The sequence below is a fragment of the Mesorhizobium sp. CA14 genome, assembly GCF_020165195.1.
In the GTDB taxonomy this organism is placed as follows: Bacteria; Pseudomonadota; Alphaproteobacteria; order Rhizobiales; family Rhizobiaceae; genus Mesorhizobium.
On sequence record NZ_JAIUHR010000004.1, the window covers coordinates 156,227 to 180,402 of the forward strand.

The following is a 24,176-nucleotide window of genomic DNA, read 5'->3' on the forward strand; positions in this document are numbered from 1 at the left end:
TATCGGTCCGGTTGTTTAGCGTAGGCAAGGGCAGGGACGTTGTATGTCACCCGTTACGCAATCTTTCAGAGGCAAGGAATTGAAGCCGGCCGAAAGCTTGAAAATCGATGCCTTCTCGGTGCGGATCGCCGACATCAAAGGGGTTGAACTGGACCGATTGCATGCGCTCTCGCTGTCTGTGGGCTGGCCGCATCGGGCAGAAGACTGGCAATTCCTGCGTGAAACGGGCCAAGGCTTCGTGGCTCTCGATGAGATCGGCCGGGTTCTGGGATCAGCGATGTGGTTCGGGCATGGCGCCGGCTTCGCGACCGTCGGCATGGTCATCACCTCGCCACGGCTTCAGACGCTCGGGGCGGCGCAGTGGCTGATGAAGCGGGTCTTCGACAAGATTCCCGGGCGCGATCTGCGTCTCAACGCGACGCGTGCTGCGCGGCGGCTTTATCTCTCGCTCGACTTCCACCCGGAGAAGACCGTATATCAATGCCAGGGCATCGCCCGCGTCCCAACGGCAGGCAGCCGCACGGAGGCGGGCAGCGACGTCCGGACTTTGGACGCAGGCGATATTCCGGCAGCGGTCGCTCTCGACGCGGCGGGGTTTGGAGTGAGGCGGACAGCGCTTATCGAAAGGCTCTTCGCACACTCGACCGGATATGGTCTTTTCAAGAATGACAAGCTGAACGCTTTCGCGCTCTGCCGGCCATTCGGGCGAGGCCATGTCATAGGACCGGTCGTGGCCGAAAGCGATGCTGATGCGGTTGCGATTGTCCGGCCGCATGTAGCCGATCACTCTGGGTCTTTCCTCAGAGTTGACACTCACATGCACAACGGCGAGTTCGCTGCCTTCCTATCGCACGCCGGAATGCCGGTTTTCGACACCGTGCTGACCATGTCGCTGGGCAAACGCCTCGCCGATTTTTACGAAGTCCGCTCGGCTGGGCCGAAGACCTATGCTCTGGCAAGCCAAACCCTAGGGTAGTTGGTGCTCGTCGATACATCCCCAACTTTGGAACCGAGAGGCGTCGCGTCATTTTCGGGGTTTCGCGGAAGTCCGTGAACGATCTGATGAAGCTGCGCGCCGAGAGGGGTTCGCTTGAGCCGCTCCGGCAAGGCCATGGCACTGGCGGCGACAGGCTGGCCGCTCACACCGACTTCGAGCGCCAGTGGACGGCTGATAACGGCAATCTGATGCTCGACGAGCTGTGCGGTGCGATCTCGTAAGGCTTGTTGTTCGGTCGCCGGCCCGGCGAGGCCGCGGCTAGGCGGGCGCGCTGCCGTGCTGCGCGAGCTGCCGTTCGGCCGCTACTACGGCGGCGTCGACACCACTCCGCTCTGTGTCTACCTGGCTTGGTCCTATGCCGATCGCACGGGGGATGACGAGTTCGTCGAACGCATGTGGGATTCGCCGTGCGCAGCGATCGGGTGGATGGAGGATGTCCGGCACTTAGCCGTGGGCGAGGCGAAGGTCGACCTCAATTTCGAGCGCGTCGGCGACCGCGTCGTCTGCTATCTCGGCGAACGGCACGAGGGTCTGGTGCCGCTGCTCGTTTGCTCTTAGCAACCCGGGCAGCAGGGCCTGCCATCGATGCTCACTGTAGCATTCAGGTGCTGCTGGTGAGGTCTCGCGGGATCCTCTTGAACCGAAAAGAGCTCCTTCCAATCTTTTCTCTTGGTCTCCAGCCGGCGTGCAGATGTTCGAATATTACCGGTGCATCTGCGGAAACGACCAACGGAGTCAGTTGTTGAAGGGAGGTCACCATGGAAAGTGATGCTTTCAAGCAGCCGGTTTTCGTAGGCGAGAATGGCTACATCCAAAAGATCGACTGCGTGATGGATGCCATTGAGTTTTTGGAAGAATGGCCTGTGGAGAGACGTGGCCTGCTTCACGCGGCGGCCTGCGAAGCGTGCTACTCGGCCTATGATGGTCGCAAACCAGTCGAGGCCGCGCACAAGGCCTTTATGGCTTGGGCCCGCAAGGTTGGCGTGATCGAGGACGTGCCCACAGCACCGCCGTGGATGACTGGACCAAAGATCAGCAACGCAAACCTCTTGTGAGGGGCGCGAAAGGGCTCTTCATCAGGCGCATCTTGCGACCAAACGTGCCGGAGCGAGACGCCGCGTCAGGGGCGCGTATATGGGGCCTCGGCCCCGCCCCACTTCCCATCCGAGACAACCGGGGTTGAGTGACGCCGCGCCGCTGGAAACGCTGTCGGTTCGGCCGGACGACTTCGCCCCTCTCATGGAAGTTCGATCTCGCCGTCCGCCACGTGGTTGAGGCCGGTGCCTTCCGCCGTGAGAGTCATGCGGACCTTCAACTTCTTGCTGCCGATTTGCTTTTCGCGCACCGTCTCCTCGATCTTGCGCTGGGACGTGACGCCGACTTCCTTCAGGAACTTGCGGATCGACATGTTGAAGGCATCTTCGCTCACGGCGGAACTCCTCTGTGTCCGATAGGGATTTTAAGGGAAGGCAAAGCATCAAGGAAGCAGGACGGCGACGTGTGTCCCCGTAGGACTAGATCCCGAGCCCGAAGGAGCGTCGGGTTCGGGATTGGAAGGTTGTGCATCAAACCGCTATGAATGGATTCATGTTGTTTAACAATGACTTATGATCTGGTTCTGGAGGGATGGCGCGATCCGCATGCAACGCAAAATGCGAAGCGTCTCAACGCTAACCTGGCAGCGATAGCGAGCGATGACTTCTTTAGGGGCGAGGCAGGTCGGGTCGGGCATGGACGTTAATAGATAGCAGAGTTGTGCAACAGCTTGTTGCGTTCGCTACCCCATCGGATCGAGACCTAAGGAGAATGCCGGCGCCGTCACCGCGGACTTCTCGTCGTGACGAGCCGAAGCTGCCATTGAACGGCTCAGACGATGATGACCGCTTTGCGCCTATCGCGGACGTTCAATTTCGAATTCGCATTCCCCGAAAGCCGACCTTCGATTGGCCTATCGCTTCCTAGGCCGATCGCGCTTCGCAGCGCCGTCGGATGCGTGCCGGACAGTCGTCACGCATCCGCTACCAGGCGATTTCTTGCCTACCATCCAAACAGGAGAGCCGCGCCGCTCTGCCCGTCGCCGGCCTGCGCGACATTGGCGTCGGTGTTTCGGCCAAACTGGAAGACACCGTAGGAATTGTCGTTGCCGTCCTGCCGCAGGGTAGCGGAGTGTCCGCTGCCCTCCTGTCGAATTATGCCGAGATTGCCGGCCCCATCCTGACCTATGCCGGCACGATTGTTCCACCCGCGCTGCCTGATATGGGCGCCGCTGCGCAGCCCTTTGTAGACCGAATAGGCGCGCAGGCCGAGATCCAGCGCCCGCGCATCGCGAGCCGTCGGAGGCGAGTAGTAGAACCCGATCGAACCGCCCGCCTTCGCCGGAGCGGAAAAAAGGGGCAGGCCGATGGCGCTCGCGAGCGCGATGGCGGCGATAAGTTTTGTGACCTGGCGGTTCATGATGCCTCTCCTTGTGGCTTCATCATCTGATGAGCCACGGTCGCACGGCGAAGCTGAACCGTGACGGAAGGGTTCGTTCAGCAGCGGTTCAAGACCTGGAGCGGCGCGGCCGTCGACGGAACCGCCGAGGCCTTAAATATTTTTTTGCATCACTTCGGAAGGAGACCCATCGTGTAAAAGGGGAAGGGCTCCGGTTGCCCAGAGCCCTTCTTTCGATCCTCGAGGACAGCCGACGCTCAGGTAGCGCCGGACACCTGTTTGACGCAGCTGACGCTCGCCGCGCCTGCGGTCACTTTCAGCTTGACGTCGTAGGCAGCGCCATTGGCTCCCACACTCATCCGGCCGAGTGACGCGGGATTGCCGGGACCGACCTCGAAGGCGCCGCCCTGGCTGATACTGGCGGAGCCGGACGTGCCGCCCCCGGAGACGCTGACGGTGTAGGTGCCGGTGGTTTTCCTGTCGGCATAAACCACGGGCTCCAGCAGGATAGCGTCGCCTTGCAGCGTGTCCCGGATCTCGCATCGCAGGGGCCCGGCATTCGAGCCATCCTTGCTGGCCGTTGCGGCGGTCGCGCCGGCGACGATGACAGCCAGGAGCGCGGCCGATGCTGCTGCTGTTCGCTTGTCAAATCTGGTCATGGATGATGTCCTCGCGATTGCAAGATGGTGGCCGGCAACACTCTTGCCGGCTGTCCATGGCTCAGGGGCAGTCCTGGACGAAGGCGGCGACATTGCCGCTGCCACCCTGGCTGACATCGGCATTGCACCCGTGGCCGACCTGGACACCGGCTGCGATGTTGCCGTTGCCGTCCTGCGTCAGGATCGCGGTGTGGTTCGAACCGAACTGGGCAATGCCCGCGGCGTTGCGGTTGCCGTACTGATAGGTTGCACCGTAATTGTTGATGCCCTGCTGCCCGATCACCGACCGGTTGCGATGACCATATTGCTGGCCGATCGCGGTGTTGAAGCGGCCATCCTGGTAGACATGAATGCGGTTGCGATAGCCGTGCTGGCCGCCGCCGGCGGAATTGCGCCAGCCATATTGTTCGATGTTGACGTCGTTGGCCATGGCGGGCGCCGCGGCGGTGAAGCCGACCAAGGCGGCAAGGGCTGCGGCGACGACTGAGGTAGGGATCATGGGACTTCTCCTTCAATGCGGCAGGGGGACCGCGGGTTGAACGGTCCGTTTGTAGGAGGGTGGTCCAGAACGGAGGCTGAAGGCTCCATTCAGCGAAAGTTCATGACCGCTCCGTTCTGAAAATCTTGGGAGTTGGGGGTGGCTCTTCCTTCGAAAGAGTCCATAGCGGCGAGACGGACATGTCACAAAAACGCGAGACACGGCGTATCAGAGCTTCTCTTTTGCGGTGCCGGATTTCGCATGCTCGACGAACCTGGCCGAACAGGGCAGGGAGTTCGCTGACCGGAACCGGGTCATTTGCGATGTAGGCGGACACCAGATCCACAGCTGAACCGCATTAATCCGGAGGCCTCTCCCCAACCTGATCGGCCGCGTCAGCGATCATCCGGCCAATCGCATTGACCACCTTCTCCGCTGGAACTGGCATCCCGATCAGGTTCGAGACTGGCGGCCTGGCCGTGGCCACGATCACCCGGGGTACATGCCGCCGAAATGCTCGGCGCCGATGTCGAGCTGCTATGACCGGGCGCTTACCGAAGTCTGCACGTATCTGGTTAAGATCTCTCTCAGACATCTTGTGCAACTAGCCCGGCACGGCAGACGAAAATCACCACGCCAAAGACAGGTAACGCAAAGAAAGCTCGCCAAGAACAGGGGTGCGCGATTGCGATAGAATGCATTTTGATGCGCGAATTGTCCCTGCATCAGCTTGCAGTGTCCTAGAAATCCCATGCCACAGGCTTGGTGTTACAATTCTATTTATGCCAAGACTGTTAGCTCGGCATTCAATCTAATGATTGGAGGTCAATTCTTTTCTAACGGTAATATAGCTTCGGACGTAACAGGTCTGGCCATGTTGCGATCGTTACCGCGCATCTGCTCATCCCCCTCATTGTTGGCGTGGGTTTTGGCCTGGACTTCGCAGCCGCCTACAGCCTCAAATCGCGCCTTCAGAACGCAGCAGATGCTGCGGTGGTAGGCTCTATCTCGAAAAACTCGCCCAGCGTTACGGCCGCGATCGAAATGTCCGGCGATGGCCCTGTTCCAGAGGGAAAGGCCGATGCGGAGGCGTTGTTCTCGGACAATCTTAGGGACAGGATCTTGGCCAGTTTGAGACGGTGGTTGCGTCCGTTGACAAATCAGGACTGAAGGTGACGTCGAACGTCTCCTTCCATGCGACCATGCGGACCGCGTTCATGGGGATTGTCGGCGTCGAGAAGGTGAACATATCGGGCGGCGCTTCGGAGGCGATCACCACTGACTACTTCGTCGATTTCTATATGTTGTTGGACAACACGCCCTCGAGGCATTGGGGCGACGCCGGCGGACGTCACGACGATGGTCTCGAAAACGCAGGACAAATGTGGCTTCGCCTGCCACGAGACCAACAACGAAAACAACTACTACAATCTGGCAAAGAGCCTTGGCGTGACGATGCGGATCGACGTGGTTCGGCGGGCGACCCAGGCGTTGATGGACACAGCCGCCGACACGAAGCAGTTTGCCAAGCAGTTTCAGGTGGCTATCTACACCTTCGGGCGGTCGGCGACCGACGCGAAGCTGGAGGAGATCACCAGTCTCACGTCCGAGTTCAGTTCTGCAAAGGGACAGGGCCGCAAACATCGATTTGATGACGATCCCTAACCAGGGCTACAATAACGACCAGACCACCAGCTTCGACAAAGCTCTGACCGATCTGGACGCCAAGATCGATGACCCTGGCAGCGGCACGTTCCGTTCTGGGCTCGACATCAACCACGGTTCCTCGGACGAGTTTTCGCTAGGCTGAGATGCCGAGTGACACATTCGACCTTGCAGACGCCATGCGCGTCCCCACAGCCTATTTGGACCGGCGGGCGGAACGATCGGCAAGCGTCTGGATTTTGGGGATGCAACTCTTGCCTTCCCAGTCATGACGCTTCTCGTCCAGCCGCGCCGGGTAAACGAGCCGTTCTCCGAGCTGGCACTGCTTCTCGATTTTTGCTTCGGCGATAAGGCAATCCTCTTTGACCTTGGAGATCTGTCGGCGCTTTCACCGCGTGAGATCCTGCGCGTTTCGCACGTGTTCGTGTCGCACATGCACATGGATCACTTCAGCGGTTTTGATCGTCTGCTCGGGGTGTCGCTCTATCGTGAGAAGCAGGTCCATATCATCGGCCCGCCCGGGTTGGCGGCTGCCGTCGAGGCCAAGTTGAGGGCCTACACCTGGAATCTCCTTAACGAAGGGTCGCACGACTTTACGATCTTCGCCTCCGACTGGACAGAAGAAGGGTTTGCCACCGCGGCCGCTTTCCGGGCGCGCAGGGCCTTCGAGCGGGAGGGATGGCGGAACACGAGCACTCGGATCCCCTTGGATGATCCGGAGTTTTCCGTCGAAGCGGTTACGCTCGATCACGGCATTCCTTGCTTGGCTTTCGCCTTCCAGGAAAAGCTGCGGGTCAACGTGCACAGGTCGCGCCTGGACGAGCTTGGCTTTCCCGTCGGACTTTGGCTCACGAACGCGAAACGGGCGGTGCGACGCGGCGCCGACGCGGCTACTGAGTTCACGCCGAATGCGGGCAGGAAGGTGACGCTTGGGGAACTGCTGCGGGACCGAGCCATGGTCTGTGGGCATGGTCAACGCATCGTATATGCAACCGATTTGGCGTTCCATCCGGAGAATGTGACACGTCTCTCCAACTTGGCACGCTGCGCCGATCGGCTTTTCATCGAAGCCGGGTTCCTGGAGGCAGACCGGAACCTCGCCGCAGTGAAGAAACATCTGACCGCCGCGCAGGCGGGTGCAATCGCCAGGCAAGCCGGCGCGATCTCCGCCTACCCGATGCACCTTTCGCCTCGTTATCTCGGACGCCAAGACGAACTGCGGGTCGAATTCGAAGCCGGATTCCTTGGTGGGTTTGAATCGAAGTGAGCGATTAGCCTGTCGCGCTCACACCCCCTTGCCGACAAGGCCGAGGCGCTTAAGTGCGGTACGGGCGAGATCGACGGGTTCCACCTTGACTGGTAGACCCGTGGACGGCCGCAGCATGAGACAGGACAAGCTTTACGAAGCCGATGTCGACACCGAGCGTCATCGGGCCGGCACCCTGGGCAGCGCGCCCGCGGCCGAACTGAGTGAGCCGTTCGCGATCGAGCGCTGCGATGCTGCTCTTGCCAAGATGTCTCCGGATCATATCGAGGGCCGCGGCCTTGGAGCGGCGAGGGGACTTGCCTACATCGCACATGTCGTCGATATGGAGGTCGATGAGCTCGCCGAAGGTCTTAAGACACGCTATGCGGGACTTCGTCGGCGTCTCGCCACGATCGACTTGGCGCTCGGTTTCGGTCGCCCAGCGGCGTGCGTCGTCACGGCGTAGAAAAGTCTCGCTGACGTAGCGACCTTTGCGACGGACTTGCACGCGCCAGGAACCGGACAAGAGCTTTGTGTAAGTGGCCATTTTTTGTGTGCGCTCCGTGCGCACTGAGAGATCGAAACGTGGCGAAAAGGGTCGTACTCTGGCGTAAATTCGGGTTGGCCCGCTAAGTGCTAAGAATTTGATGATAAAGAGAAAAATGCTGAAAAATCAAGAGCATAGATTGGCCGTTGCGCCTATGATGGATTGGACGGATCGGCATTGCCGGTTCTTCCACCGTCAGCTGACGCGCCGCGCGCTGCTTTACACCGAGATGGTGGTGGCGGACGCGGTCATCCATGGCGCGCGCGAAAGACTGCTCGGTTTCGACGATGTCGAGCACCCGGTTGCATTGCAGCTTGGCGGATCGGATCCGATAAAACTTGCCGAGGCCGCGCGGATCGGCGAGACCTTCGACTATGACGAGGTCAACCTCAATGTCGGCTGTCCGTCCGACCGCGTCCAGTCGGGGACGTTCGGTGCCTGCCTGATGAAGACGCCGGCTCTGGTCGCCGAATGCGTCGCGGCGATGAAAGCTTCGGTGAAAATCCCCGTCACGGTCAAGTGCCGTATCGGCGTCGACGATCAGGATCCGGAATCCGCTCTCGACACGCTCGCCGACGGCGTGCTCGCCGCCGGCGCCGATGCGCTCTGGGTGCACGCCCGCAAGGCCTGGCTGGAGGGATTGAGTCCCAAGGAGAACCGCGAGATCCCGCCGCTCGACTATCCGCGCGTCTATCGGTTGAAAGCCGGAAAGCCGGACGAATTCATCGGCATCAACGGCGGCATCCAGTCGCTCGCCGAGGCGTCGGCGCATCTTTCCCATGTCGATGGCGTGATGCTCGGCCGCGCGGCCTATCATACGCCGGGGATCCTGACCGGCATCGATGCCGCTTTCTACGGCGAGGCACCTGCCGCCTTCGACTATTCGGCGCTGATCGACGCCATGGCCGGCTATGCCGCGCGCCATATCGAGCGGGGCGGGCGGCTCGGCCACATCACCCGCCATATGGTCGGGCTGTTCCACGGCTTGCCCGGCGCGCGCCGCTTCCGGCAGATTCTTTCCACCGACGCAAACAAGCCCGGAGCCGGGGTGGAGGTGTTGAAGAGCGCGTTTTCGGCAGTCGATTTCGAGGCGGAAGCCGAAGCAGCCTGACTTCGGCTGAAGAAACGCCCGAAACGGATTCAGGCGCCTCAAGCGATGTCGTTGCCGCGGAACCGCCGAGTACTTCCCGGCAATATCAGTCCCGCAAAATCATGCGGTCGCCGCGCACGTCGAAGCCCGACAACGAGCCGATGAAATTCATGCCGAGCAGGCTTTGATCCAGCATGCCGGGCGCGGCGACCATCACCGACATGTCCTTGCGCACGATGCCGCCGATCGCCACCTCGTCGGTCCTGACCGTCGCCGCGCGCGCCATGCCGTTGGCCGTGGCGACATCTACGCTGTAGCTGAGCGCCGCCGGGTTGAACCCCGCGGCTTGAGCATCTTCGGACGTCAGCACCGTGCTGGTCGCGCCGGTGTCGACCACGGCGCGCACCGGCGTGCCGTTGACCAGGATGCGGGCTTCGAAATGGCCGTTCTCGGCTTTGTCGAGCGTGACGGTCGGGCGGCCATTCTCCACGCCGAGCGCCAGCGGACTGCCCGGGACAAGGCCGGCGGTCACGCGGTTCGCCACATCCTGCAACTCGTAGCGATACTGGTAGCCGGCGATCAGCACGAGGATCAGTGCGGCCCAGACCCCGATATTGCGTGCCATGTCGCCCAGCGGCCGGCCGGAGCGGAGCAGGCTCGCGCCGATCACCATCACCAGCACGCCGACCCAGATCAGCCGGCCGAAATCGTTGTTGTTCATACCGAAGGTGTGGCCGGCCGAATTGTTGAGCATGAGCAGCACGACCCCGGCGCCGATCACCGCCATGACGATCCAGAACAGCCGATTCATCGGTTTCTTCTCACAAAACGCCGCGCTCGCGCGCCATGCGGGTTCGGCGGGTTTCGCGGCGCGGCCGCCGCTCCACCGTTTTGAGCCGCGCCGGCAGTTCGGCCATCACCGCGCGGCGCGTTTCGGGGGTCATCGCGAGCCAGGCGGAAATCTCGTCGCGCGTGCGGCCGCAACCGAAGCAGAAGCCGGTTTTCATATCGATCGAACAGACCAGGATGCAGGGGGATTCGATGGCGGTCATGCTGTTCTCTTGGCTTTATTCCACATGGTGCAACCGCCGGAGCAATGCAAGCCCTCCGCATTGCGCCGCAAGGCAGCGCGTTCGCGGCATCGTCCAGGCGGTTGTGCCGGGTGGAGAAGGCGGCTATGCCGCTTGCGATTTCCGCAACGAAGCGCGATCGACATAAATGCCTGCTAAGCCTTTCGACGATTTCCGAAGCCTCCTGGCGGCGCTGCCGCCGGCCGATGATGCGGCGGGCGCGCGTGTCCGCGCCCTGTTTGCCAAGGCGGACAAGCCGAAAGAATCGCTTGGGCGCATCGAGGACATCGCAGCCTGGATTGCCGCCTGGAGCGGGCGGGCACCGCCGGTGATCAACCGGCCGCTGATGGCGATCTTCGCCGGCAATCACGGCGCCGTCAGGCACGGCATCTCGCCGCGGCCGGTGGCGGCGACCGCCAATGAGGTCGAGCTCTGCGCCGCCGGCGGCGCCGCCATCAACCAGGTCTGCATCGCCAACGATCTCGGCCTGAAAGTCTTCGACCTCGCTTTGGATATCCCCACAGGCGACATCACCGAGGAGGCCGCGCTCGATGAACGCGGCTGCGCCGCAACCATGGCCTTCGGCATGGAGGCGGTCGCGGGCGGCGCCGACCTTCTGTGCCTTGGCGATCTCGGGGTCGGCAATTCGACGATCGCGGCCGCGCTTTTCGCCGCGCTGTTCGGTGGCAACGGCATCGACTGGGTTGGCCCAGGCGCGGGCGCCGACGCAGCGATGATCGCGCGGAAGGCCGAGGTCGTCGATCGGGCGCTGGCATTCCATGGCCCGGATATGAGCGATCCGCTCGAGGCCTTGCGCAGGGTCGGCGGACGCGAATTCGCGGCGATCTGCGGCGCCATTCTCGCGGCGCGCATGGAGAAGATCCCTGTCCTGCTCGACGGGTTCGCGGCGACTGCGGCGGCGGCTGTCCTTTATGCGAGCAATCCAGGCTCGCTCGATCATTGTCTGCTTGCCAGCCTGTCGCCGGAGCCTGGCCACGCCAAGGCGGCCGAAAGGCTCGGGCTGCGGCCGCTGCTCGATTTCGGCATCGGCCATGGCGAAGGGGTAGGGGCCGCTCTTGCCGCCGGTATCGTCAAGGCCGCGGCATTGACCAGTTCCGGCATGGCGATGGCTGTCCGGCTTTAGCGCCCGGCGGAAATTGCTTCAGCGGCGCCCACGCGCGACGACCGTCTTGGTCGGCAAGGCCGGCAATTCCTCCATCACCCGGCTCAACGGGAAGATGGCGATCGCCTCGGTGCCTTCGCGCAGCTTGGAATGAAGCTCGAACTCGCCGCCATGCATGGCAAGCAGCCCCTGCACGATCGGCAGGCCGAGGCCGGTTCCCTGTTCGGCGCTCTTGATGGCGATCGAGCCCTGGCCGAAAGCGGAAAGCACCACCGGGATTTCTTCTTCCGGTATGCCCGGGCCGTTGTCCTTGACCGAAATGTACTGGCCGCCGCCGGCGGTCCAGCCGACACGCACGCGCACTTCGCCGCCGGACGGGGTGAACTTGATCGAATTGGAGAGAAGATTGAGCGTGATCTGCCTGACGGCGCGCTCGTCGGCGAAGAGGCGCGGCAAGGTCTCCTCGAACTCCTGGATGATGCGGATGTCCTTGTTGCGGGCGCGCAACTCCATCATGTGGCAGCAGTCCTCGACGATGGTCACCAGCACGACCGGTTCCTCGTTGAGCTGGTAGCGGCCGGCCTCGATGCGCGACAGGTCGAGGATCTCGTTGATCAGGTCGAGCAGGTGCTGGCCGGACTCGTGCACGTCATGGGCATAGTCGCGGTAGGTCGGATTGTTCATCGGCCCCAGCACTTCATTGGCCATCACTTCGGAGAAGCCAAGGATGGCGTTGAGCGGCGTCCTGAGCTCGTGGCTCATCGAGGCGAGAAAGCGCGATTTCGCCAGATTGGCGTCTTCGGCGCGCCGCCTTGCTTCGTCCGACATCGATTTCGCCGTCTCCAATTCGGCGATCAGCGCATCCTTCTCCGAACGGAAGGACAGCACCATCAGCGAAGCCTGATTGAGATGACGCGCGACGTAACCGAAGAAGGGAAGCGCCGCGATGAGCAAGGCCGCCATCGTGGCTTCGATCGGCGTCCACAGGCGGATGACGGTGTAGACATAAATGGCAACGGGAATGGCAAAGGTCGCGAACAACGCGCCGCCAAGCGAGGAGGCCATCACGGCGGTCGTCGCCATTGCGATCAGCAGCACCATGGCCTTGGCCACATTGAACTGGTCGATCTGGCATGTGGCGCAGCCGAACCAGGCGAACCACGCCCAGCCAAGGCCGCAGAGGAAATGGCCGATCAGGAAGTCGCGACGCGTCTGCACCGGGTCGAGTTCGGCCGCTTCGGTCCGCTCCACGCGACGCGCCATGAAAGCGACGATCGTGTAGCAAAGCAGCGTCGACAGGGCCCAGATGGCGATCTGGCTGTCCAGGCCCGCCAGCCGGCCGATGGCTGCCACCGCGAGCACGAGCAAGGGGATCGCGACCGCGCTGACCACCATGGCGCGCGCATGCAGCTTCAGCAGTTCACGGTCGAAATCGAGGCTGCCCGCCTGCTGCGAAAGGCGGTCGCGCGTCTTGCGCACCGCGCGCGCCACATCGCTGTTGCGGTGCGGTTTACGGCGGTCCACAATGAATTTATCCGCTGTGTTCGAGCGTAGCAAAGGCATACGGACTTCAATTTCTGCGCGCAGCGATTTTCAGTTCGTTAAGCTACGTTCGAATGATTAAGAGACTGTTTGCCATATGAGCCGTTTCGGGCCGCGAGGACCGCGCCGACGCTATGCGGCGAGCCCGCCGCGCAGCCTCTGGCGCAAGCTGCTGGACTATGGGTTGGGCTTCCTCTTGCTCGGGTTGCTCATCCTGGTGGCGGCGCGGCTCGACCGCTTCGAGACACGCAAGGAGCAAGGCACGGCAATCGTCAATGACGGCGATTCGATCACGCTCGGCGCCGAGCGTATCCGCATGCGCGGCATCGACGCTCCGGAATATCAGCAGACCTGCCGGAAGGCCGGCGCCGACTATCCCTGCGGTAAACTGGCGCGGCAGTCGCTGGTACGCCTGATCGCCGGCAGGCCTGTTGTCTGCAGCGGCTGGCAGCGCGACCGCTATGGCCGGCTGCTCGGCGATTGCAGGGCAGGCGACACCGACCTAAACCGGGCCCAGGTGCAGGCCGGATGGGCGGTTGCCTTCGGCGGCTTCGAAGCCGAGGAAGCGGTGGCGAGAGCGGCCAAGGTCGGCATCTGGGCCGGCACTTTCGAAGAGCCGCAGGACTGGCGCGACAGCCATCATGACGCGCCGGTCGAGAGAAAGCACGGCGTGCTGGCCTCGTTCGGCGATGCGTTGCGGGAATTTTTTCGCTTCTGGTGATGGGCGGGCCCGCGCCCTATGATCCGGTGGAGAAGCTGGAGGATGGAATGAAGCTGTTCGACGGTGGCCGCGCGCCCAATCCCCGGCGCGTGCGTGTTTTCCTTGCCGAGAAGGGGCTGACGGTACCGCTGGTGCCCGTCGACATGGGCGCGCTGGAGCATCGCGGCGGGCAGGTGGCTGAGCGCAATCCGCTACGACGCCTGCCGGTGCTCGAGCTCGACGACGGCACCATCATCACCGAATCGATCGCCATTTGCCGCTATTTCGAGGAGTTGCATCCCGAGCCCGCGCTGTTCGGCAAGGGCGCGCTCGGCAAGGCAAAAGTCGAGATGTGGCAAAGACGCTTGGAATTGAACCTGATGAGCAGCGTCACCGCGGCGTTCCGGCACATCCATCCGGCGATGAAGGAATGGGAAGTGCCGCAAATTCCGGAATGGGGCGAGGCCAACAAGCCGAAGGCGATCGAATTCCTGCACCTGCTCGACGACGAACTGGCGGAGCGCGAATTCGCCGCCGGCGATGCCTATTCGGTCGCCGACATCACCGGCATGATCGCCATCGATTTCATGAAGCCGGCCCGCATCAAGGTGCCGGAAGAATGCACGAACGTGCTGCGCTGGTATGCGGCGCTTACAAGCCGGCCGAGCGCGACGGCCTGAGCGACAGAAATTGGACAACCCGCCCGATATGAGACAAGCGCTGGAGCGCCTCACCGAAAGGGTGCGGGCCTGCCGTATCTGCGTCGACGAGCCACACGGCCGGCCCCTGCCGCATGAGCCGCGGCCGGTGCTGCAGCCGTCCTCCGCGGCGCGGATCCTGCTTGCCGGTCAGGCGCCGGGCACCAAGGTGCATGTGTCGGGCATGCCGTTCACCGATGCCTCGGGGGATCGGTTGAGAAACTGGCTCGGCGTCAGCGCGCAGGAATTCTACGACACAGAAAAGTTCGCCATCGTGCCGATGGGCTTTTGCTTTCCCGGCCAGGACGCCAAGGGCGGCGACTTGCCGCCGCGTCGCGAATGCGCACCGGCCTGGCGGCCGGACCTGATGGCGCTGATGCCGCAGATCGACCTCGTGCTGACCATCGGCGGCTACGCGCAGGCATGGCATATGGGCACGGCACGGCTGCCGTCGCTGACCGAGACGGTCAGGAACTGGCGCGCCATATGGGATGGAACGGCCGTGCCCAAAGTGCTGCCGCTGCCGCATCCGTCCTGGCGAAACACCGGCTGGCTGAAGAAGAATCCCTGGTTTGAAATGGATTTGCTGCCCTTTCTCAGGTCGGAAATCCGCTATCGCATCGATTAGGCATCCTGCAAGAAATCACTCGCTTTTACCGCCATCGGCAGAATTTCTTTCTTGTGAAAGGCTCGGATAAAAGGGATTATAGCCAAACTATTCCCCTGGAGCCTCCCATGGATCGCCTCGATAGAAAAATTCTCCGCCTCCTGCAGGAGGATGCGACGCTCGCGGTCGCAGATGTCGCCAAGAAAGTCGGCCTGTCGACCACGCCGTGCTGGCGGCGCATCCAGAAGCTCGAGGAGGAGGGCGTCATCAAGCGGCGCGTCGCCATCCTCGACCATGAGAAGGTCAATGTGCGCGTCACCGTCTTCGTGTCGATCCGCACCAATTCGCACAGCCATGAATGGCTGCGGCGCTTCTCCGAGGTCATCCAGGAATTCCCGGAAGTGGTCGAGTTCTACCGCATGAGCGGCGACGTCGATTACCTCCTGCGCGTGGTGGTTCCGGACATCGCGGCTTACGACGCCTTCTACAAGCGGCTGATCGCCAAGATCGAGATCCGCGACGTCTCGTCGTCCTTCGCCATGGAGCAGATCAAATACACGACCGAAATTCCGCTCGATTACATGGTTCTGGACAAGGAATCAGGCGCGAACGCGGCGTAGACGCCAGGCCAGGCCGGCAGGCCTTAGTTCTTCTTCTTGTTGAGGAAATTCCACGGCGAGTTGACCGGCAGCGTCACGGTGTCCGGCACGCTGTCGACGCTCGTCACCTCGGCCCTTTGCACCGTGTAGCCGGACTGGACGATCGAGACGCCGTCGAGGATGAAAAGCTGGCTTTTCTCCATGCCGGGCTTCAGCACGCCGGTGACGGCGACCGGCTCATAAGCCTCTTTCATCCTGTAGGGATGCGCCGGCGTCACCAGCACGATCTGGTTCGGCGGCGGCGTCGGCATGTGGCTGCAGGCACCGGTCCACGGCACCAGCAGGAACTGGTAGACGAGGTCGCCCTCGCGATCGACCGGCAATGCATAGCCGGCTAATTGTATGGTCTTGTCCTGCAGATTGAGCGACAAGGTCTCGCCATGATCGGGCAATTTTGCCGCGATCATCGGCAGGTTAGCGTCCTCGGCGACGGCCTGCGTCGGGGGGCGCAGGTCCTTCCAGAAGATATGCGCGACATCGGCCGCCGCATCGGCTCCCGTGGCTGCGATAAGGAGCGCGGCCACCAGCGCTGGGCATGAATTGAAACGCTTGCTCATGATTGCTCCATCCTCCGCCAGCCGATTTCCGGAATCGAGTAAAAGCGTCGTGACCAGTCCGGGCTCAACGGCTTAGCCGCATCACATGTCGGCGCGTGCCGGCGGTTCCGGTCTCATGGAAGCCGCGCGCGGTGAACATGTCGCGAAAGCCCATGAAGCGGTAGCTTGGTGCTGCCTCGTCGACCGGATAGGCTTCGATGACGCGCGCGCCTTTGCTGAACACATGGTCGATTGCCGCATCGAGCAGGGCGGAGGCCAATCCGCCGCCGCGCAAGGCTCTCGGCACATAGAAGCAGACGATCGACCATATGCCGGTCTCGGTGTCGTCCTGCTGTTTTGAAAGTTTCCGGTATGTCTCGCGCGGTGCGACCGAGCACCAGCCCACGGGCTTGCCGTCCAACTCGGCGACGATGCCCACGGGAGTGCCGGCATCGATGAGCGCCGTCATCAGGCGCTTCTTCTCGTCGTTCTCGATGTGCTCGCGGCTGGAATGGCGCCAGGCCATGCACCAGCAATATTTCGGCGCGCCCGGCTGCTCGAACAGATCTTCGAAACGATCGCGCGTTTCTCGCGTCACCTCGACGAAGCGAATCCCGGCAAGGTCAGGTTCTTGCAGCTGCGAGCCTTGCGAGCTGTTTGGCATCCGTCAATTCCTTCACCGCATCCTTGCCGATCCAGCGCGCCGTCTTGTCCGACGATGCCGCCAATCTTTCCGCCAGCGCAAGGGCAGGGGCGTGCAGGCTCATCGAGCGCTTGCCGATCTGCCGCAGCGCCCAATTGACCGCCTTGCTGACGAAATTGCGCGGATCGCCGGCATGTTTCTCGACCAGCGGCAGATAGGCAAGGAACGTCGCGTCCGGCTCTTTCTTGAGATGCACCGCGCTCCAGGCCAACATGGCAAAGGCGGTGCGCCGAACGAATTCGCGGTCGTCTTCGGCGAACTCGTCCATCAATTCACGCCAGAATGGCGTCTCTGCAAAGAGGTCCGCTACAGTGTCGACGATCTCCCAGCTGTCGAAATCCGCGGCCCAGCGCCGGCATTGATCGATATCGACCTTCTTAGGCTCGCCGGTGAAGGCCGCCATCAGCTGCGCTTCGCGGACACCGCTGTCCCACAGCAGAAGCGATCGCTCGTGGTTTTTCTTCAGCTTGCGCGCCAGCGGCCGCAATTGCGAATTGCCGACGCCGAGCGCGCTGGTGGTGTTGAGGCCGAAGCGCGCCATGCCCGCCCGGTTTTCGTCGGTGCCGATCGCGCGCAAATGCGCAACGATGTCGTCGGCGCTCCAGCTCGGATCGGGCAGGGGCATTTTCGCCTATCTTTCCAGGCGCGCCAGCAGCGAGGACGTGTCCCAGCGCTTGCCGCCCATGTCCTGCACATCCTTGTAGAACTGGTCGACCAATGCCGTCACCGGCAGCTTGGCACCATTGCGATTGGCCTCCGCCAGGCAGATGCCCAGATCCTTGCGCATCCAGTCGACGGCGAAGCCGAAATCATATTTGCCGGCATTCATCGTCTTGTGGCGGTTCTCCATCTGCCAGGAGCCGGCCGCACCCTTGGAGATCACCTCGATGACCTTGTCGATGTCGAGACCGGCCTTCTTGCCGAAATGGATGCCCTCGGCCAGGCCCTGGACCAGGCCGGCGATGGCGATCTGGTTGATCATCTTTGTCAACTGGCCTGCACCGGCCGATCCCATTAGGCCGACCATGCGGGCATAGGCGTCGATGACGGACCTCGCCTTGTCGAAGGCGGCCTCATCGCCGCCGACCATGACGGTCAGCACGCCGTTCTCGGCGCCGGCCTGGCCGCCGGACACCGGCGCATCGAGGAAGGAGAAGCCCGCCTTGCGCGCGGCAGCGTCGAGCTCGCGCGCCACCTCGGCCGAGGCGGTAGTGTTGTCGATGAAGACGGAACCCTTCTTCATCGCGGCGAAGGCGCCGTTCGCGCCGGTCGTGACCGAGCGCAGATCATCGTCATTACCGACGCAGGAGAAGACGAAGTCCTTGCCTTCGGCAGCTTCCGCCGGCGTCAGCGCCAGTTTGCCACCATGCTGGGCCACCCACTGCTCGGCCTTGGCCTTGGTGCGGTTGTAGACGGTGACGTCATGGCCGCCCTTGTTCCTGAGGTGCCCGGCCATCGGATAGCCCATGACGCCAAGACCGAGAAATGCAACCGATGCCATAAGCCTGCCTTCCAACAAAACACAGTTTCCAGTGGCGGAAGGTCTAGGCCATGCGAAAAATTCGTCAAGGCACGCAGCGCTGCATCGGCTGGTGCAGGCGGTCGGGGCGGCAATCTAAGTCTTTGTTTTATACATGTCGTTTCCCCTAAAACCGCTGCGCACTTTTAGGCGACATGCATTATCGATGCAGATGGACGGTGATGCGGCGCTCGATCCACTCGACGCCGTGGCGCAGGATTTCGACCATCACCAGATAGACGATCGCCACCCAGATATAGGCCTGGATGTCGAAGGATTTCGCATAGGCGAGCTTGGCGTTGCCCATCAGGTCGTAGACCGTGATGATGGCGACGATCGCCGAGGCCTTGATCATCAGGATGAGTTCATTGCCGTAGGGCCGGAGTGCGACGATGATCGCCTGCGGCAAGACCACCTTGCGCAGCGTCTGCAATTTATGCAGGCCAAGCGAAGCCGCACCTTCCCATTGGCCGCGCGGCACGCTTTCGATGGCGCCGCGCAGGATTTCCGCTTGGTAGGCGGCGGTGTTGAGCGAGAAGGCAAAGACGCCGCAATAGAAGGCCTCGCGGAAGAACCACCACAGTCCGACCGTCTCAAGCTCAGGGCGGAAGGAGCCGATGCCGTAATAGACCAGGTAGGTCTGCACGAGCAGCGGCGTGCCGCGGAAGAAATAGACGTAGCAATAGGCGAGCCCGGACAGGAACGGGTTCTTCGACATGCGGCCATAGGCGACCGGAAGCGACAGGAGCGCGCCAACGACCATCGAAATACTCACCAGCGATAGGGTGGTCCCGAGGCCCTGCAGATAGGCGGGAGCATATCGGGCGAAGAATTCGGCGTTCCAGGCATAGACCAGGTAGGCGAGGATGCCGGCACCGAACAGTACCCAAACACCGACCAGCGCGTAGCCGAGGATGCGGACCCGCGGCCAGCCGCGCGCTTGCGGCGGCGGCTTGTCGATGGCGATGGCCTGGCTGACGCTCATCGCGCTTCCCTCCGCCCGAGATAGCGCAGGATGTAGCTCGTGGCGATCGACGACAGGACGGCCAGCGCCAGGAAGATCAGCGCCGCGACGCTGTAGAAGAGGAAGGAATGCTTGGTGACGCGCGCCGCCACGCCGGACTGGCGCAGGGTCTCCGCCAGATTGACGACCGAAACCAGCGAGGTGTCCTTGAGCAGGCTCAGCCAACAATTCTCGAGGCCCGGAAAAGCGATACGTATCAGCTGCGGCAGGATCACCAGCCGCATCGTCTGCCATTTCGACAGGCCAATGGCGTAGCCACCCTCATATTGGCCTTTCGGAACGGCGCGGAACGCGGAGAGGAACACCTCGCTGGCGTAGGAGGAGAAGATCAGCGCCAGCACGATCATGCCGGCGACGAAGCTGTTGACGTCGATCGTTGCGTCCGGATTGAACAGCCGCACGAGATATTGCAGCAGTAGCGGCATGCCGAAGAAGAACAGGAACAGCGTCACCAGTTCCGGCAGGCCGCGAAAGACCGTGGTGTAGATGTTGCCGGCCAGGCGCAGCGACGGCTCTTCATGCTGCTTGGCGAAGGCGACGAAAAAGCCGATCACCAGGCCGATCGGCAGTGTGGCGAGCGCCAGTGCTATGGTGACCAGCACGCCAGACGCAATGTCGTCACTCCAGCCATCCGGTCCCCAGCTGAGAAGTGTCCAAATGCTTTGGGCCGGCATTGACGGGTCGTGTCTCCGTGGCGATCCCGGAAGGATTTAAGGGCGGCGAGGGATGCCTCGCCGCCCTTGGCTTGTCGATCAGGATTCGGCGCCGTAGACGTCGAACTTGAAGTACTTGTCGTTGATTTCCTTGTACTTTCCGTTCTTGCGGATGGCGTCGATCGCGGCGTTCAGCTTGTTGACCAGATCGGTCTCGCCCTTGCGCACGGCAATGCCGGCGCCCGGTCCGAAAATCTCGACCGGCTGCGGCGACGGCTGGCCGAGGATCTTGCAGCAGGCGCCGTCCGGCGAATCCAGCCACTGCTGCAGCACGACGATGTCGTCCTCGATTGCATCGAGACGGCCATTGGCCAGGTCAGCCTGCTCCTCGGGGCTGCTCGGATAGCCCTTGATGGTGCTGTCCGTGTAAGTCTTCGACGCATAGTTGTAGTGCGTGGTGGTGGTGGCGACGCCGATGGTCTTGCCGGCGAGGTCTTCCTTGGTCACACCCTTGACCGGCGAATCCTTCGGCACGGCGATGGCCGACGGGGTGTTGTAGTATTTGTGGGTGAAGTCGACTTTTTCCTGGCGCTCGGGCGTGATCGACATCGAGGCGACGATGGCGTCGAATTTGCCGGCCTGAAGCGCCGGGATGATGCCGTCCCAATCCTGCGCGACGAAGGTGCACTTCACCTTCATCTCGTCGCAGAGCGCCTTGGCGATATCGATGTCGAAGCCGACAAGCTGGCCGTCAGAGGTCAGGTTGTTGAAGGGCGGGTACGCGCCTTCGGTGCCGATCCTCAGGGTCTTTTCCTGAGCCTGGGCGACGCCGAGTGTCAGCAGCGCGGCCGAAGCGGCAAGCGCGATACGCAGTGCAATACGCATGATAATCCTCTCATATTGTCATGGCCGCTGTCCCGTGCGGCTCTTGTGGGCGGTCGTTTCCTGACCGCCCGCTGGGGCGGATACTCCCACTCTTTCCAAGAAAAAAGCAACCGCAAATCAACGGTAAACGACAATCAGGACGTGCCGCTGCGTTACTTGGTTTGAGCGACGAGACCTGTGCTGCGCTCGACAAAGTCGGCTATCGATTTCGTGTCATCGAGGTCGAAAACCGGCAGGCTCTCGCCTTCGACCGGAAAGTCGGCGGCGACCGCGACGATGTTGGGATCGTTGGCCGAAAGCGGCGTCCGGTCCTTGGCTTCGAGCCGCCTTGCCTCGATCTTCTTGTGCGCTTCGCGCTTGTAGCCTTCGACCAGCACGATGTCCGAGGGCGACAGCCGCGCCAGGATATCGTCCAGCGTCGGCTCGTCCTCGCCCCGCAATTCGTGCATCAGCGCCCAGCGCCGTCCGGAGACGATGGCGACCTCCGTCGCGCCCGCCTGGCGGTGGCGAAAGCTGTCGGTGCCCGGCTTGTCGATGTCGAAGTCATGATGGGCGTGCTTGACCGTCGAAACCGTCCAGCCGCGCGCCACCAGCTCGGCGACCAGCTTTTCCGTCAGGGTCGTCTTGCCGGAGTTTTTCCAGCCGGTGATGCCGAATACGCGTCTCATGGCCTGAGGCTTTGCAACAGACGCTCCGCCGCCGCAAGGTCGTCCGGCGTGTTGACGTTGAAGAACGGATCGATCGTTTGGTTGTCGGCGTCGATCGTGGGGAACTCGACCTCGATATAGCCCTGGCGTTCCATGAAGGAGGAAACCCGCCGGTTGTCCTCATCGACCAGGAAATGGCGCAGGGCGTCGCGCAGGCCGAGCGGCCACAGCGCGAAGGTCGGGTGCCATCTGCCGTCCGAACTGGCGACGGCGATCGCGCCGGGGCGGCCGCGGGTTGCGGCTGCGAGGCGCTCGACGAGGTCGTCGGGGAAGAACGGCGTGTCGCCGGCGGCGCTCATCAGCCACCGGCAGCTCGTTTGCCTCGTCGCCCATTCGAGGCCGGTGAGAATGCCCGCCAGCGGCCCGGCATGGCCTGGCACCGTATCTTCGAGCACCGGCAGGTCCATGGCGGCAAACCGCGCCGGATCGCCGTTCGCGTTGAGCCCCAGGACCGCAACCTGCGGCTTCAAGCGTTGCGCGACATGATCGATCAGCCTCTCATTGCCCAGCGAAAGCAATGGCTTGTCGCCGCCGCCCATTCGGCGCGACTGGCCTCCCGCCAGAATGATCCCTGCGACATTTCGGTCCATCGGCCTATATGCCGTCCGGCGCCATGTCGGGTCCAGTGCTTTCGGCGGCAGGTTGCTGCCTGCCAACGATGCGCTCGCGGTAGAGCGCATAGAGGCCCGAGCCGATGATGATGGCGGCGCCGACGATCATAGGCAGGTCGGGGACGTCGCCGAAAATGACGAGGCCGAGCAGGATCGACCAGAGCAGGGCCGTGTAGCGGAAAGGCGCGATGAAGGAGATGTCGCCCGAGCGCATCGCCATGATGATGAACTGATAGCCGATCAGCACCAGCACCGCTGCCAGGGCCAGCAGCGTGGTCGCCCTGCCGCTCATCGGCATCCAGCCGCCCATAGGCGACAAAAGCAGCGCGCCCAGCACGGTCATGGCAAGCGCGGTCGCCGTCGACACCAGCATGGTCGGGATCGCCTCTGGGATCCGCTTGGTGGCGAGGTCGCGCACCGCGCAGCAGGCGACGCTCGCCAATGCCAGCAGCGAGTAGACGCTGAAGCCCTCGAAACCCGGCCGCACGATGATCATCACGCCAGCGAAGCCGACGGCAATGGCGAGCCAGCGCCGCCAGCCGACACCTTCGCCGAAGAACAGCGCCGCGCCCATGGTCACCGCCAGCGGCAGCGCCTGCAGCACGGCCGAGACGTTGGCGATCGGCAAATGCGCAAGCGCGATCAGGAACGATACCGTGGCGCCGGCTTCGCCGGCCACGCGCGTCGCCACCAACGGCTGCAGCATGGCGGCCGGATTGGCAAGCGCGCCGCGCCGCCAGGCGAGCAGGCCGACGAACAGGGACGCGAAGGCGCCGCGCACCAGCATGACCTGCGCCATGTTCATCGATTCGGACGAGAATTTGGTGATCGCATCGTTCAAGGTGAAGCCGACCATGGCCACGACCATGAACAGCGCGCCGCGCAGATTTGGCGAAAGGGGCAAAGGCGTTTCCGAATTTAATTCTAGATCAGCGTCTAGCAGGCAGCCGGAAAACAGCAACGGCAAAGAAATGGGCCACGAATTTCCGCGTGGCCGTGAGATCGATTGGCCGAGCTTTGGAAGACTTACTTCGGCGTCAGCACTTCGGTGCCGTTGCCGTTCTGGCCGGCGATGGTCCACAGCCCGTGCAGGGAGCCGTCCTTCTCGATCTTGTAGACGACGAGACCGACTTCCTTGCCCATCGCATAGCCGGCGGAAAACGCATCGTCGTTACGCATGCAGATACCGTCCGAGGTCGAGCCGCCGGTTTCCCAATGGATCGTGCAGGTCGTGTCGCTGGTCAGCGTGATGGTTGCCTCGCCGCCATATTTCGAGCCGTCGAAATTGGTGCCGGCGACGGTGTAGGTGCCGCCGATCGACTGAGCCGCGGCCGATACGGAAGCAACCCCAAGCATTGCAAATGAAAGCATGAATGTGCGCATGGGCACTCCCCCTAGAGCGAAAATCGCGCGCGAAGGCTAGGCTGGAAAAGGCCGGCGGTAAATCGGGTGGAAGGCGACGCCAGCGCTTTATTTTCAGTGCGGCCAGGTTGACCTCAAGGGCCGCGCAGGCTCTTGGCGATCGAGCCGGCCAGCGCGTCGTATTTCGCCTTGAGCGCGGCGGGGTATTCGATCCAGATGGTGCGGACGACGTCGTCCTTTCCGAACAAGCGTCGTTCGTAGAAGATCTTGCCGTCCTTGGTTCCGGAAAGCACCGCCCAGTTCTTGCCGGTCTTGCTATAGGTGACCTTGTAGTTCGGCTCGGTGCGGGCTTTCTCCTCATCGACGAAACCTTTCGGGGTGTCGTTGTCGACATTATAGATGCCGGAACAGGTCAGGCTGGCGCCATCGGCGCTAAGCCATTGCTGCCCATCGCCGTTTTCCGGTTCGGGCATCGGCTGATCGAAGATGTCGTCGGGAAATGTGCATGACTGGCCGAACCGCGCATTCACGTAAGTGAAGGGCTTGGCCGTTGCGGTCGTCGTCATGATTGTCGACAGGGACAAGATGGCCGCTACCGACGACCAACCGATGCGCTGCAGGCGTTGCATAATCCCCCCTTTGGTCAATGACCGAAGGTGATT

Annotated in this window: 34 protein-coding genes; 15 read left to right on the top strand and 19 right to left on the bottom strand. The window is 62.5% G+C overall.

Annotation, left to right across the window (positions count from 1 at the left end; all coding sequences use genetic code 11):
• Window positions 1-43 precede the first annotated feature (43 nt).
• The 4 genes from LB565_RS07065 to LB565_RS07080 all read left to right on the top strand — a co-directional run bounded on the left by LB565_RS07065 (window position 44) and on the right by LB565_RS07080 (window position 2,052).
• On the top strand, window positions 44-976 hold the full coding sequence (locus tag LB565_RS07065; RefSeq protein ID WP_224582412.1) for a GNAT family N-acetyltransferase: 933 nt from the start codon (window positions 44-46) through the stop codon (window positions 974-976).
• Window positions 977-1,050: 74 nt separating this feature from the next.
• Complete coding sequence (locus LB565_RS07070; protein WP_224582413.1) at window positions 1,051-1,218, top strand: hypothetical protein; 168 nt, start codon at window positions 1,051-1,053, stop codon at window positions 1,216-1,218.
• Window positions 1,219-1,273: 55 nt separating this feature from the next.
• The gene (locus tag LB565_RS07075; protein ID WP_224582563.1) at window positions 1,274-1,555 is read left to right on the top strand and encodes a hypothetical protein; all 282 of its coding nucleotides are present in this window, start codon (window positions 1,274-1,276) and stop codon (window positions 1,553-1,555) included.
• A 200-nt stretch (window positions 1,556-1,755) separates the two neighbouring features.
• The gene (locus tag LB565_RS07080; protein WP_224582414.1) at window positions 1,756-2,052 is read left to right on the top strand and encodes a DUF982 domain-containing protein; all 297 of its coding nucleotides are present in this window, start codon (window positions 1,756-1,758) and stop codon (window positions 2,050-2,052) included.
• Window positions 2,053-2,234: 182 nt separating this feature from the next.
• On the opposite strand, the gene LB565_RS07085 is transcribed toward LB565_RS07080, so the two are convergent.
• The 4 genes from LB565_RS07085 to LB565_RS07100 all read right to left on the bottom strand — a co-directional run bounded on the left by LB565_RS07085 (window position 2,235) and on the right by LB565_RS07100 (window position 4,588).
• Window positions 2,235-2,426 (bottom strand): DUF6494 family protein, encoded by a 192-nt coding sequence (locus LB565_RS07085; RefSeq protein WP_224582415.1) that lies wholly within the window; start codon window positions 2,424-2,426, stop codon window positions 2,235-2,237.
• Between the two features lie 608 nt (window positions 2,427-3,034).
• Complete coding sequence (locus LB565_RS07090; RefSeq protein ID WP_224582416.1) at window positions 3,035-3,451, bottom strand: curlin; 417 nt, start codon at window positions 3,449-3,451, stop codon at window positions 3,035-3,037.
• Between the two features lie 236 nt (window positions 3,452-3,687).
• Window positions 3,688-4,089, bottom strand: coding sequence for a curli-like amyloid fiber formation chaperone CsgH (gene csgH / locus LB565_RS07095; protein WP_224582417.1), 402 nt, complete (start codon window positions 4,087-4,089; stop codon window positions 3,688-3,690).
• A 61-nt stretch (window positions 4,090-4,150) separates the two neighbouring features.
• Window positions 4,151-4,588 (bottom strand): curlin, encoded by a 438-nt coding sequence (locus LB565_RS07100; RefSeq protein WP_224582418.1) that lies wholly within the window; start codon window positions 4,586-4,588, stop codon window positions 4,151-4,153.
• An 861-nt stretch (window positions 4,589-5,449) separates the two neighbouring features.
• Between LB565_RS07100 and LB565_RS30000 the strand changes: the two genes are divergently transcribed.
• The 6 genes from LB565_RS30000 (at window position 5,450) to dusA (ending at window position 9,136) form a co-directional block, all read left to right on the top strand.
• A complete protein-coding gene (locus LB565_RS30000) occupies window positions 5,450-5,737 on the top strand; it encodes a Tad domain-containing protein (RefSeq protein WP_224582553.1) in 288 nt (95 codons plus the stop codon).
• Window positions 5,738-5,926: 189 nt separating this feature from the next.
• Window positions 5,927-6,232 (top strand): hypothetical protein, encoded by a 306-nt coding sequence (locus LB565_RS07110; protein ID WP_224582419.1) that lies wholly within the window; start codon window positions 5,927-5,929, stop codon window positions 6,230-6,232.
• On the top strand, window positions 6,219-6,377 hold the full coding sequence (locus LB565_RS07115) for a hypothetical protein (RefSeq protein ID WP_224582420.1): 159 nt from the start codon (window positions 6,219-6,221) through the stop codon (window positions 6,375-6,377). Before LB565_RS07110 ends, LB565_RS07115 begins: the two co-directional genes overlap by 14 nt.
• Before the next feature lie 123 nt (window positions 6,378-6,500).
• Complete coding sequence (locus tag LB565_RS07120; RefSeq protein WP_224582421.1) at window positions 6,501-7,499, top strand: ribonuclease Z; 999 nt, start codon at window positions 6,501-6,503, stop codon at window positions 7,497-7,499.
• Between the two features lie 115 nt (window positions 7,500-7,614).
• Window positions 7,615-7,944 carry a hypothetical protein gene (locus tag LB565_RS07125; protein WP_224582422.1) on the top strand — a complete coding sequence of 110 codons (330 nt, stop codon included), beginning with the start codon at window positions 7,615-7,617 and terminating at the stop codon, window positions 7,942-7,944.
• A gap of 196 nt (window positions 7,945-8,140) precedes the next feature.
• The gene (dusA, locus tag LB565_RS07130; RefSeq protein WP_224582423.1) at window positions 8,141-9,136 is read left to right on the top strand and encodes a tRNA dihydrouridine(20/20a) synthase DusA; all 996 of its coding nucleotides are present in this window, start codon (window positions 8,141-8,143) and stop codon (window positions 9,134-9,136) included.
• A gap of 85 nt (window positions 9,137-9,221) precedes the next feature.
• Here dusA and LB565_RS07135 read toward each other — a convergent pair whose 3' ends face one another.
• Window positions 9,222-9,926, bottom strand: coding sequence for a TIGR02281 family clan AA aspartic protease (locus tag LB565_RS07135; RefSeq protein ID WP_224582424.1), 705 nt, complete (start codon window positions 9,924-9,926; stop codon window positions 9,222-9,224).
• A 10-nt stretch (window positions 9,927-9,936) separates the two neighbouring features.
• A complete protein-coding gene (locus tag LB565_RS07140) occupies window positions 9,937-10,167 on the bottom strand; it encodes a DUF1289 domain-containing protein (protein ID WP_224532266.1) in 231 nt (76 codons plus the stop codon).
• Window positions 10,168-10,333: 166 nt separating this feature from the next.
• Between LB565_RS07140 and LB565_RS07145 the strand changes: the two genes are divergently transcribed.
• Window positions 10,334-11,329, top strand: a complete 996-nt coding sequence (locus LB565_RS07145) for a nicotinate-nucleotide--dimethylbenzimidazole phosphoribosyltransferase (RefSeq protein ID WP_224582425.1) — start codon at window positions 10,334-10,336, stop codon at window positions 11,327-11,329.
• An 18-nt stretch (window positions 11,330-11,347) separates the two neighbouring features.
• Here the strand turns inward: LB565_RS07145 and LB565_RS07150 are convergent, their stop codons facing one another.
• Window positions 11,348-12,871, bottom strand: coding sequence for a sensor histidine kinase (locus LB565_RS07150; protein WP_224582426.1), 1,524 nt, complete (start codon window positions 12,869-12,871; stop codon window positions 11,348-11,350).
• A gap of 76 nt (window positions 12,872-12,947) precedes the next feature.
• Between LB565_RS07150 and LB565_RS07155 the strand changes: the two genes are divergently transcribed.
• The 4 genes from LB565_RS07155 to LB565_RS07170 all read left to right on the top strand — a co-directional run bounded on the left by LB565_RS07155 (window position 12,948) and on the right by LB565_RS07170 (window position 15,475).
• Entirely contained in the window at window positions 12,948-13,571 is a 624-nt protein-coding gene (locus LB565_RS07155) for a thermonuclease family protein (protein WP_224582427.1), read from the top strand.
• 47 nt (window positions 13,572-13,618) lie between these two features.
• Window positions 13,619-14,230: a glutathione S-transferase gene (locus tag LB565_RS07160; protein ID WP_224582428.1), complete on the top strand. Its 612-nt coding sequence runs from the start codon at window positions 13,619-13,621 to the stop codon at window positions 14,228-14,230.
• 28 nt (window positions 14,231-14,258) lie between these two features.
• On the top strand, window positions 14,259-14,876 hold the full coding sequence (locus LB565_RS07165; RefSeq protein WP_224582429.1) for a uracil-DNA glycosylase family protein: 618 nt from the start codon (window positions 14,259-14,261) through the stop codon (window positions 14,874-14,876).
• A 107-nt stretch (window positions 14,877-14,983) separates the two neighbouring features.
• Entirely contained in the window at window positions 14,984-15,475 is a 492-nt protein-coding gene (locus LB565_RS07170) for an Lrp/AsnC family transcriptional regulator (RefSeq protein ID WP_006205209.1), read from the top strand.
• A 23-nt stretch (window positions 15,476-15,498) separates the two neighbouring features.
• Here the strand turns inward: LB565_RS07170 and LB565_RS07175 are convergent, their stop codons facing one another.
• The 12 genes from LB565_RS07175 to LB565_RS07230 all read right to left on the bottom strand — a co-directional run bounded on the left by LB565_RS07175 (window position 15,499) and on the right by LB565_RS07230 (window position 24,143).
• Complete coding sequence (locus LB565_RS07175) at window positions 15,499-16,071, bottom strand: DUF3299 domain-containing protein (protein ID WP_224582430.1); 573 nt, start codon at window positions 16,069-16,071, stop codon at window positions 15,499-15,501.
• Window positions 16,072-16,135: 64 nt separating this feature from the next.
• Window positions 16,136-16,714 carry a GNAT family N-acetyltransferase gene (locus LB565_RS07180; RefSeq protein WP_224582431.1) on the bottom strand — a complete coding sequence of 193 codons (579 nt, stop codon included), beginning with the start codon at window positions 16,712-16,714 and terminating at the stop codon, window positions 16,136-16,138.
• Complete coding sequence (locus LB565_RS07185; RefSeq protein WP_224582432.1) at window positions 16,674-17,378, bottom strand: DNA alkylation repair protein; 705 nt, start codon at window positions 17,376-17,378, stop codon at window positions 16,674-16,676. The genes LB565_RS07180 and LB565_RS07185 overlap by 41 nt, the downstream gene beginning before the upstream one ends.
• Window positions 17,379-17,384: 6 nt before the next feature.
• Complete coding sequence (locus tag LB565_RS07190) at window positions 17,385-18,254, bottom strand: NAD(P)-dependent oxidoreductase (RefSeq protein WP_224582433.1); 870 nt, start codon at window positions 18,252-18,254, stop codon at window positions 17,385-17,387.
• Window positions 18,255-18,432: 178 nt separating this feature from the next.
• Entirely contained in the window at window positions 18,433-19,257 is an 825-nt protein-coding gene (locus LB565_RS07195) for an ABC transporter permease (RefSeq protein WP_224582434.1), read from the bottom strand.
• Complete coding sequence (locus LB565_RS07200) at window positions 19,254-19,970, bottom strand: ABC transporter permease (RefSeq protein WP_224582435.1); 717 nt, start codon at window positions 19,968-19,970, stop codon at window positions 19,254-19,256. The genes LB565_RS07195 and LB565_RS07200 overlap by 4 nt, the downstream gene beginning before the upstream one ends.
• A gap of 78 nt (window positions 19,971-20,048) precedes the next feature.
• On the bottom strand, window positions 20,049-20,834 hold the full coding sequence (locus LB565_RS07205; RefSeq protein ID WP_224582436.1) for an ABC transporter substrate-binding protein: 786 nt from the start codon (window positions 20,832-20,834) through the stop codon (window positions 20,049-20,051).
• Window positions 20,835-20,986: 152 nt separating this feature from the next.
• Window positions 20,987-21,502 carry a molybdopterin-guanine dinucleotide biosynthesis protein B gene (gene mobB / locus LB565_RS07210; RefSeq protein ID WP_224582437.1) on the bottom strand — a complete coding sequence of 172 codons (516 nt, stop codon included), beginning with the start codon at window positions 21,500-21,502 and terminating at the stop codon, window positions 20,987-20,989.
• Window positions 21,499-22,131 (bottom strand): molybdenum cofactor guanylyltransferase MobA, encoded by a 633-nt coding sequence (gene mobA, locus LB565_RS07215; RefSeq protein WP_224582438.1) that lies wholly within the window; start codon window positions 22,129-22,131, stop codon window positions 21,499-21,501. Before mobA ends, mobB begins: the two co-directional genes overlap by 4 nt.
• Before the next feature lie 4 nt (window positions 22,132-22,135).
• Window positions 22,136-23,056 carry a DMT family transporter gene (locus LB565_RS07220; RefSeq protein WP_224582439.1) on the bottom strand — a complete coding sequence of 307 codons (921 nt, stop codon included), beginning with the start codon at window positions 23,054-23,056 and terminating at the stop codon, window positions 22,136-22,138.
• 122 nt (window positions 23,057-23,178) lie between these two features.
• The gene (locus LB565_RS07225; RefSeq protein WP_224582440.1) at window positions 23,179-23,535 is read right to left on the bottom strand and encodes a hypothetical protein; all 357 of its coding nucleotides are present in this window, start codon (window positions 23,533-23,535) and stop codon (window positions 23,179-23,181) included.
• Window positions 23,536-23,648: 113 nt separating this feature from the next.
• Entirely contained in the window at window positions 23,649-24,143 is a 495-nt protein-coding gene (locus LB565_RS07230; RefSeq protein WP_224582441.1) for a hypothetical protein, read from the bottom strand.
• Window positions 24,144-24,176: the final 33 nt, after the last annotated feature.

Excerpts from the sequence above, each read along its gene's own strand:
- LB565_RS07065 (WP_224582412.1), top strand. The coding sequence starts at position 44 with ATGTCACCCGTTACGCAATCTTTCAGAGGCAAGGAATTGAAGCCGGCC.
- LB565_RS07080 (WP_224582414.1), top strand. The coding sequence starts at position 1,756 with ATGGAAAGTGATGCTTTCAAGCAGCCGGTTTTCGTAGGCGAGAATGGC.
- LB565_RS07090 (WP_224582416.1), bottom strand. The coding sequence starts at position 3,451 with ATGAACCGCCAGGTCACAAAACTTATCGCCGCCATCGCGCTCGCGAGC.
- csgH (WP_224582417.1), bottom strand. The coding sequence starts at position 4,089 with ATGACCAGATTTGACAAGCGAACAGCAGCAGCATCGGCCGCGCTCCTG.
- LB565_RS07100 (WP_224582418.1), bottom strand. The coding sequence starts at position 4,588 with ATGATCCCTACCTCAGTCGTCGCCGCAGCCCTTGCCGCCTTGGTCGGC.
- LB565_RS07110 (WP_224582419.1), top strand. The coding sequence starts at position 5,927 with ATGGTCTCGAAAACGCAGGACAAATGTGGCTTCGCCTGCCACGAGACC.
- LB565_RS07115 (WP_224582420.1), top strand. The coding sequence starts at position 6,219 with ATGACGATCCCTAACCAGGGCTACAATAACGACCAGACCACCAGCTTC.
- LB565_RS07120 (WP_224582421.1), top strand. The coding sequence starts at position 6,501 with ATGACGCTTCTCGTCCAGCCGCGCCGGGTAAACGAGCCGTTCTCCGAG.
- LB565_RS07125 (WP_224582422.1), top strand. The coding sequence starts at position 7,615 with ATGAGACAGGACAAGCTTTACGAAGCCGATGTCGACACCGAGCGTCAT.
- dusA (WP_224582423.1), top strand. The coding sequence starts at position 8,141 with ATGCTGAAAAATCAAGAGCATAGATTGGCCGTTGCGCCTATGATGGAT.
- LB565_RS07135 (WP_224582424.1), bottom strand. The coding sequence starts at position 9,926 with ATGAATCGGCTGTTCTGGATCGTCATGGCGGTGATCGGCGCCGGGGTC.
- LB565_RS07140 (WP_224532266.1), bottom strand. The coding sequence starts at position 10,167 with ATGACCGCCATCGAATCCCCCTGCATCCTGGTCTGTTCGATCGATATG.
- LB565_RS07145 (WP_224582425.1), top strand. The coding sequence starts at position 10,334 with ATGCCTGCTAAGCCTTTCGACGATTTCCGAAGCCTCCTGGCGGCGCTG.
- LB565_RS07150 (WP_224582426.1), bottom strand. The coding sequence starts at position 12,871 with ATGCCTTTGCTACGCTCGAACACAGCGGATAAATTCATTGTGGACCGC.
- LB565_RS07155 (WP_224582427.1), top strand. The coding sequence starts at position 12,948 with ATGAGCCGTTTCGGGCCGCGAGGACCGCGCCGACGCTATGCGGCGAGC.
- LB565_RS07160 (WP_224582428.1), top strand. The coding sequence starts at position 13,619 with ATGAAGCTGTTCGACGGTGGCCGCGCGCCCAATCCCCGGCGCGTGCGT.
- LB565_RS07165 (WP_224582429.1), top strand. The coding sequence starts at position 14,259 with ATGAGACAAGCGCTGGAGCGCCTCACCGAAAGGGTGCGGGCCTGCCGT.
- LB565_RS07170 (WP_006205209.1), top strand. The coding sequence starts at position 14,984 with ATGGATCGCCTCGATAGAAAAATTCTCCGCCTCCTGCAGGAGGATGCG.
- LB565_RS07175 (WP_224582430.1), bottom strand. The coding sequence starts at position 16,071 with ATGAGCAAGCGTTTCAATTCATGCCCAGCGCTGGTGGCCGCGCTCCTT.
- LB565_RS07180 (WP_224582431.1), bottom strand. The coding sequence starts at position 16,714 with ATGCCAAACAGCTCGCAAGGCTCGCAGCTGCAAGAACCTGACCTTGCC.
- LB565_RS07185 (WP_224582432.1), bottom strand. The coding sequence starts at position 17,378 with ATGCCCCTGCCCGATCCGAGCTGGAGCGCCGACGACATCGTTGCGCAT.
- LB565_RS07190 (WP_224582433.1), bottom strand. The coding sequence starts at position 18,254 with ATGGCATCGGTTGCATTTCTCGGTCTTGGCGTCATGGGCTATCCGATG.
- LB565_RS07195 (WP_224582434.1), bottom strand. The coding sequence starts at position 19,257 with ATGAGCGTCAGCCAGGCCATCGCCATCGACAAGCCGCCGCCGCAAGCG.
- LB565_RS07200 (WP_224582435.1), bottom strand. The coding sequence starts at position 19,970 with ATGCCGGCCCAAAGCATTTGGACACTTCTCAGCTGGGGACCGGATGGC.
- LB565_RS07205 (WP_224582436.1), bottom strand. The coding sequence starts at position 20,834 with ATGCGTATTGCACTGCGTATCGCGCTTGCCGCTTCGGCCGCGCTGCTG.
- mobB (WP_224582437.1), bottom strand. The coding sequence starts at position 21,502 with ATGAGACGCGTATTCGGCATCACCGGCTGGAAAAACTCCGGCAAGACG.
- mobA (WP_224582438.1), bottom strand. The coding sequence starts at position 22,131 with ATGGACCGAAATGTCGCAGGGATCATTCTGGCGGGAGGCCAGTCGCGC.
- LB565_RS07225 (WP_224582440.1), bottom strand. The coding sequence starts at position 23,535 with ATGCGCACATTCATGCTTTCATTTGCAATGCTTGGGGTTGCTTCCGTA.
- LB565_RS07230 (WP_224582441.1), bottom strand. The coding sequence starts at position 24,143 with ATGCAACGCCTGCAGCGCATCGGTTGGTCGTCGGTAGCGGCCATCTTG.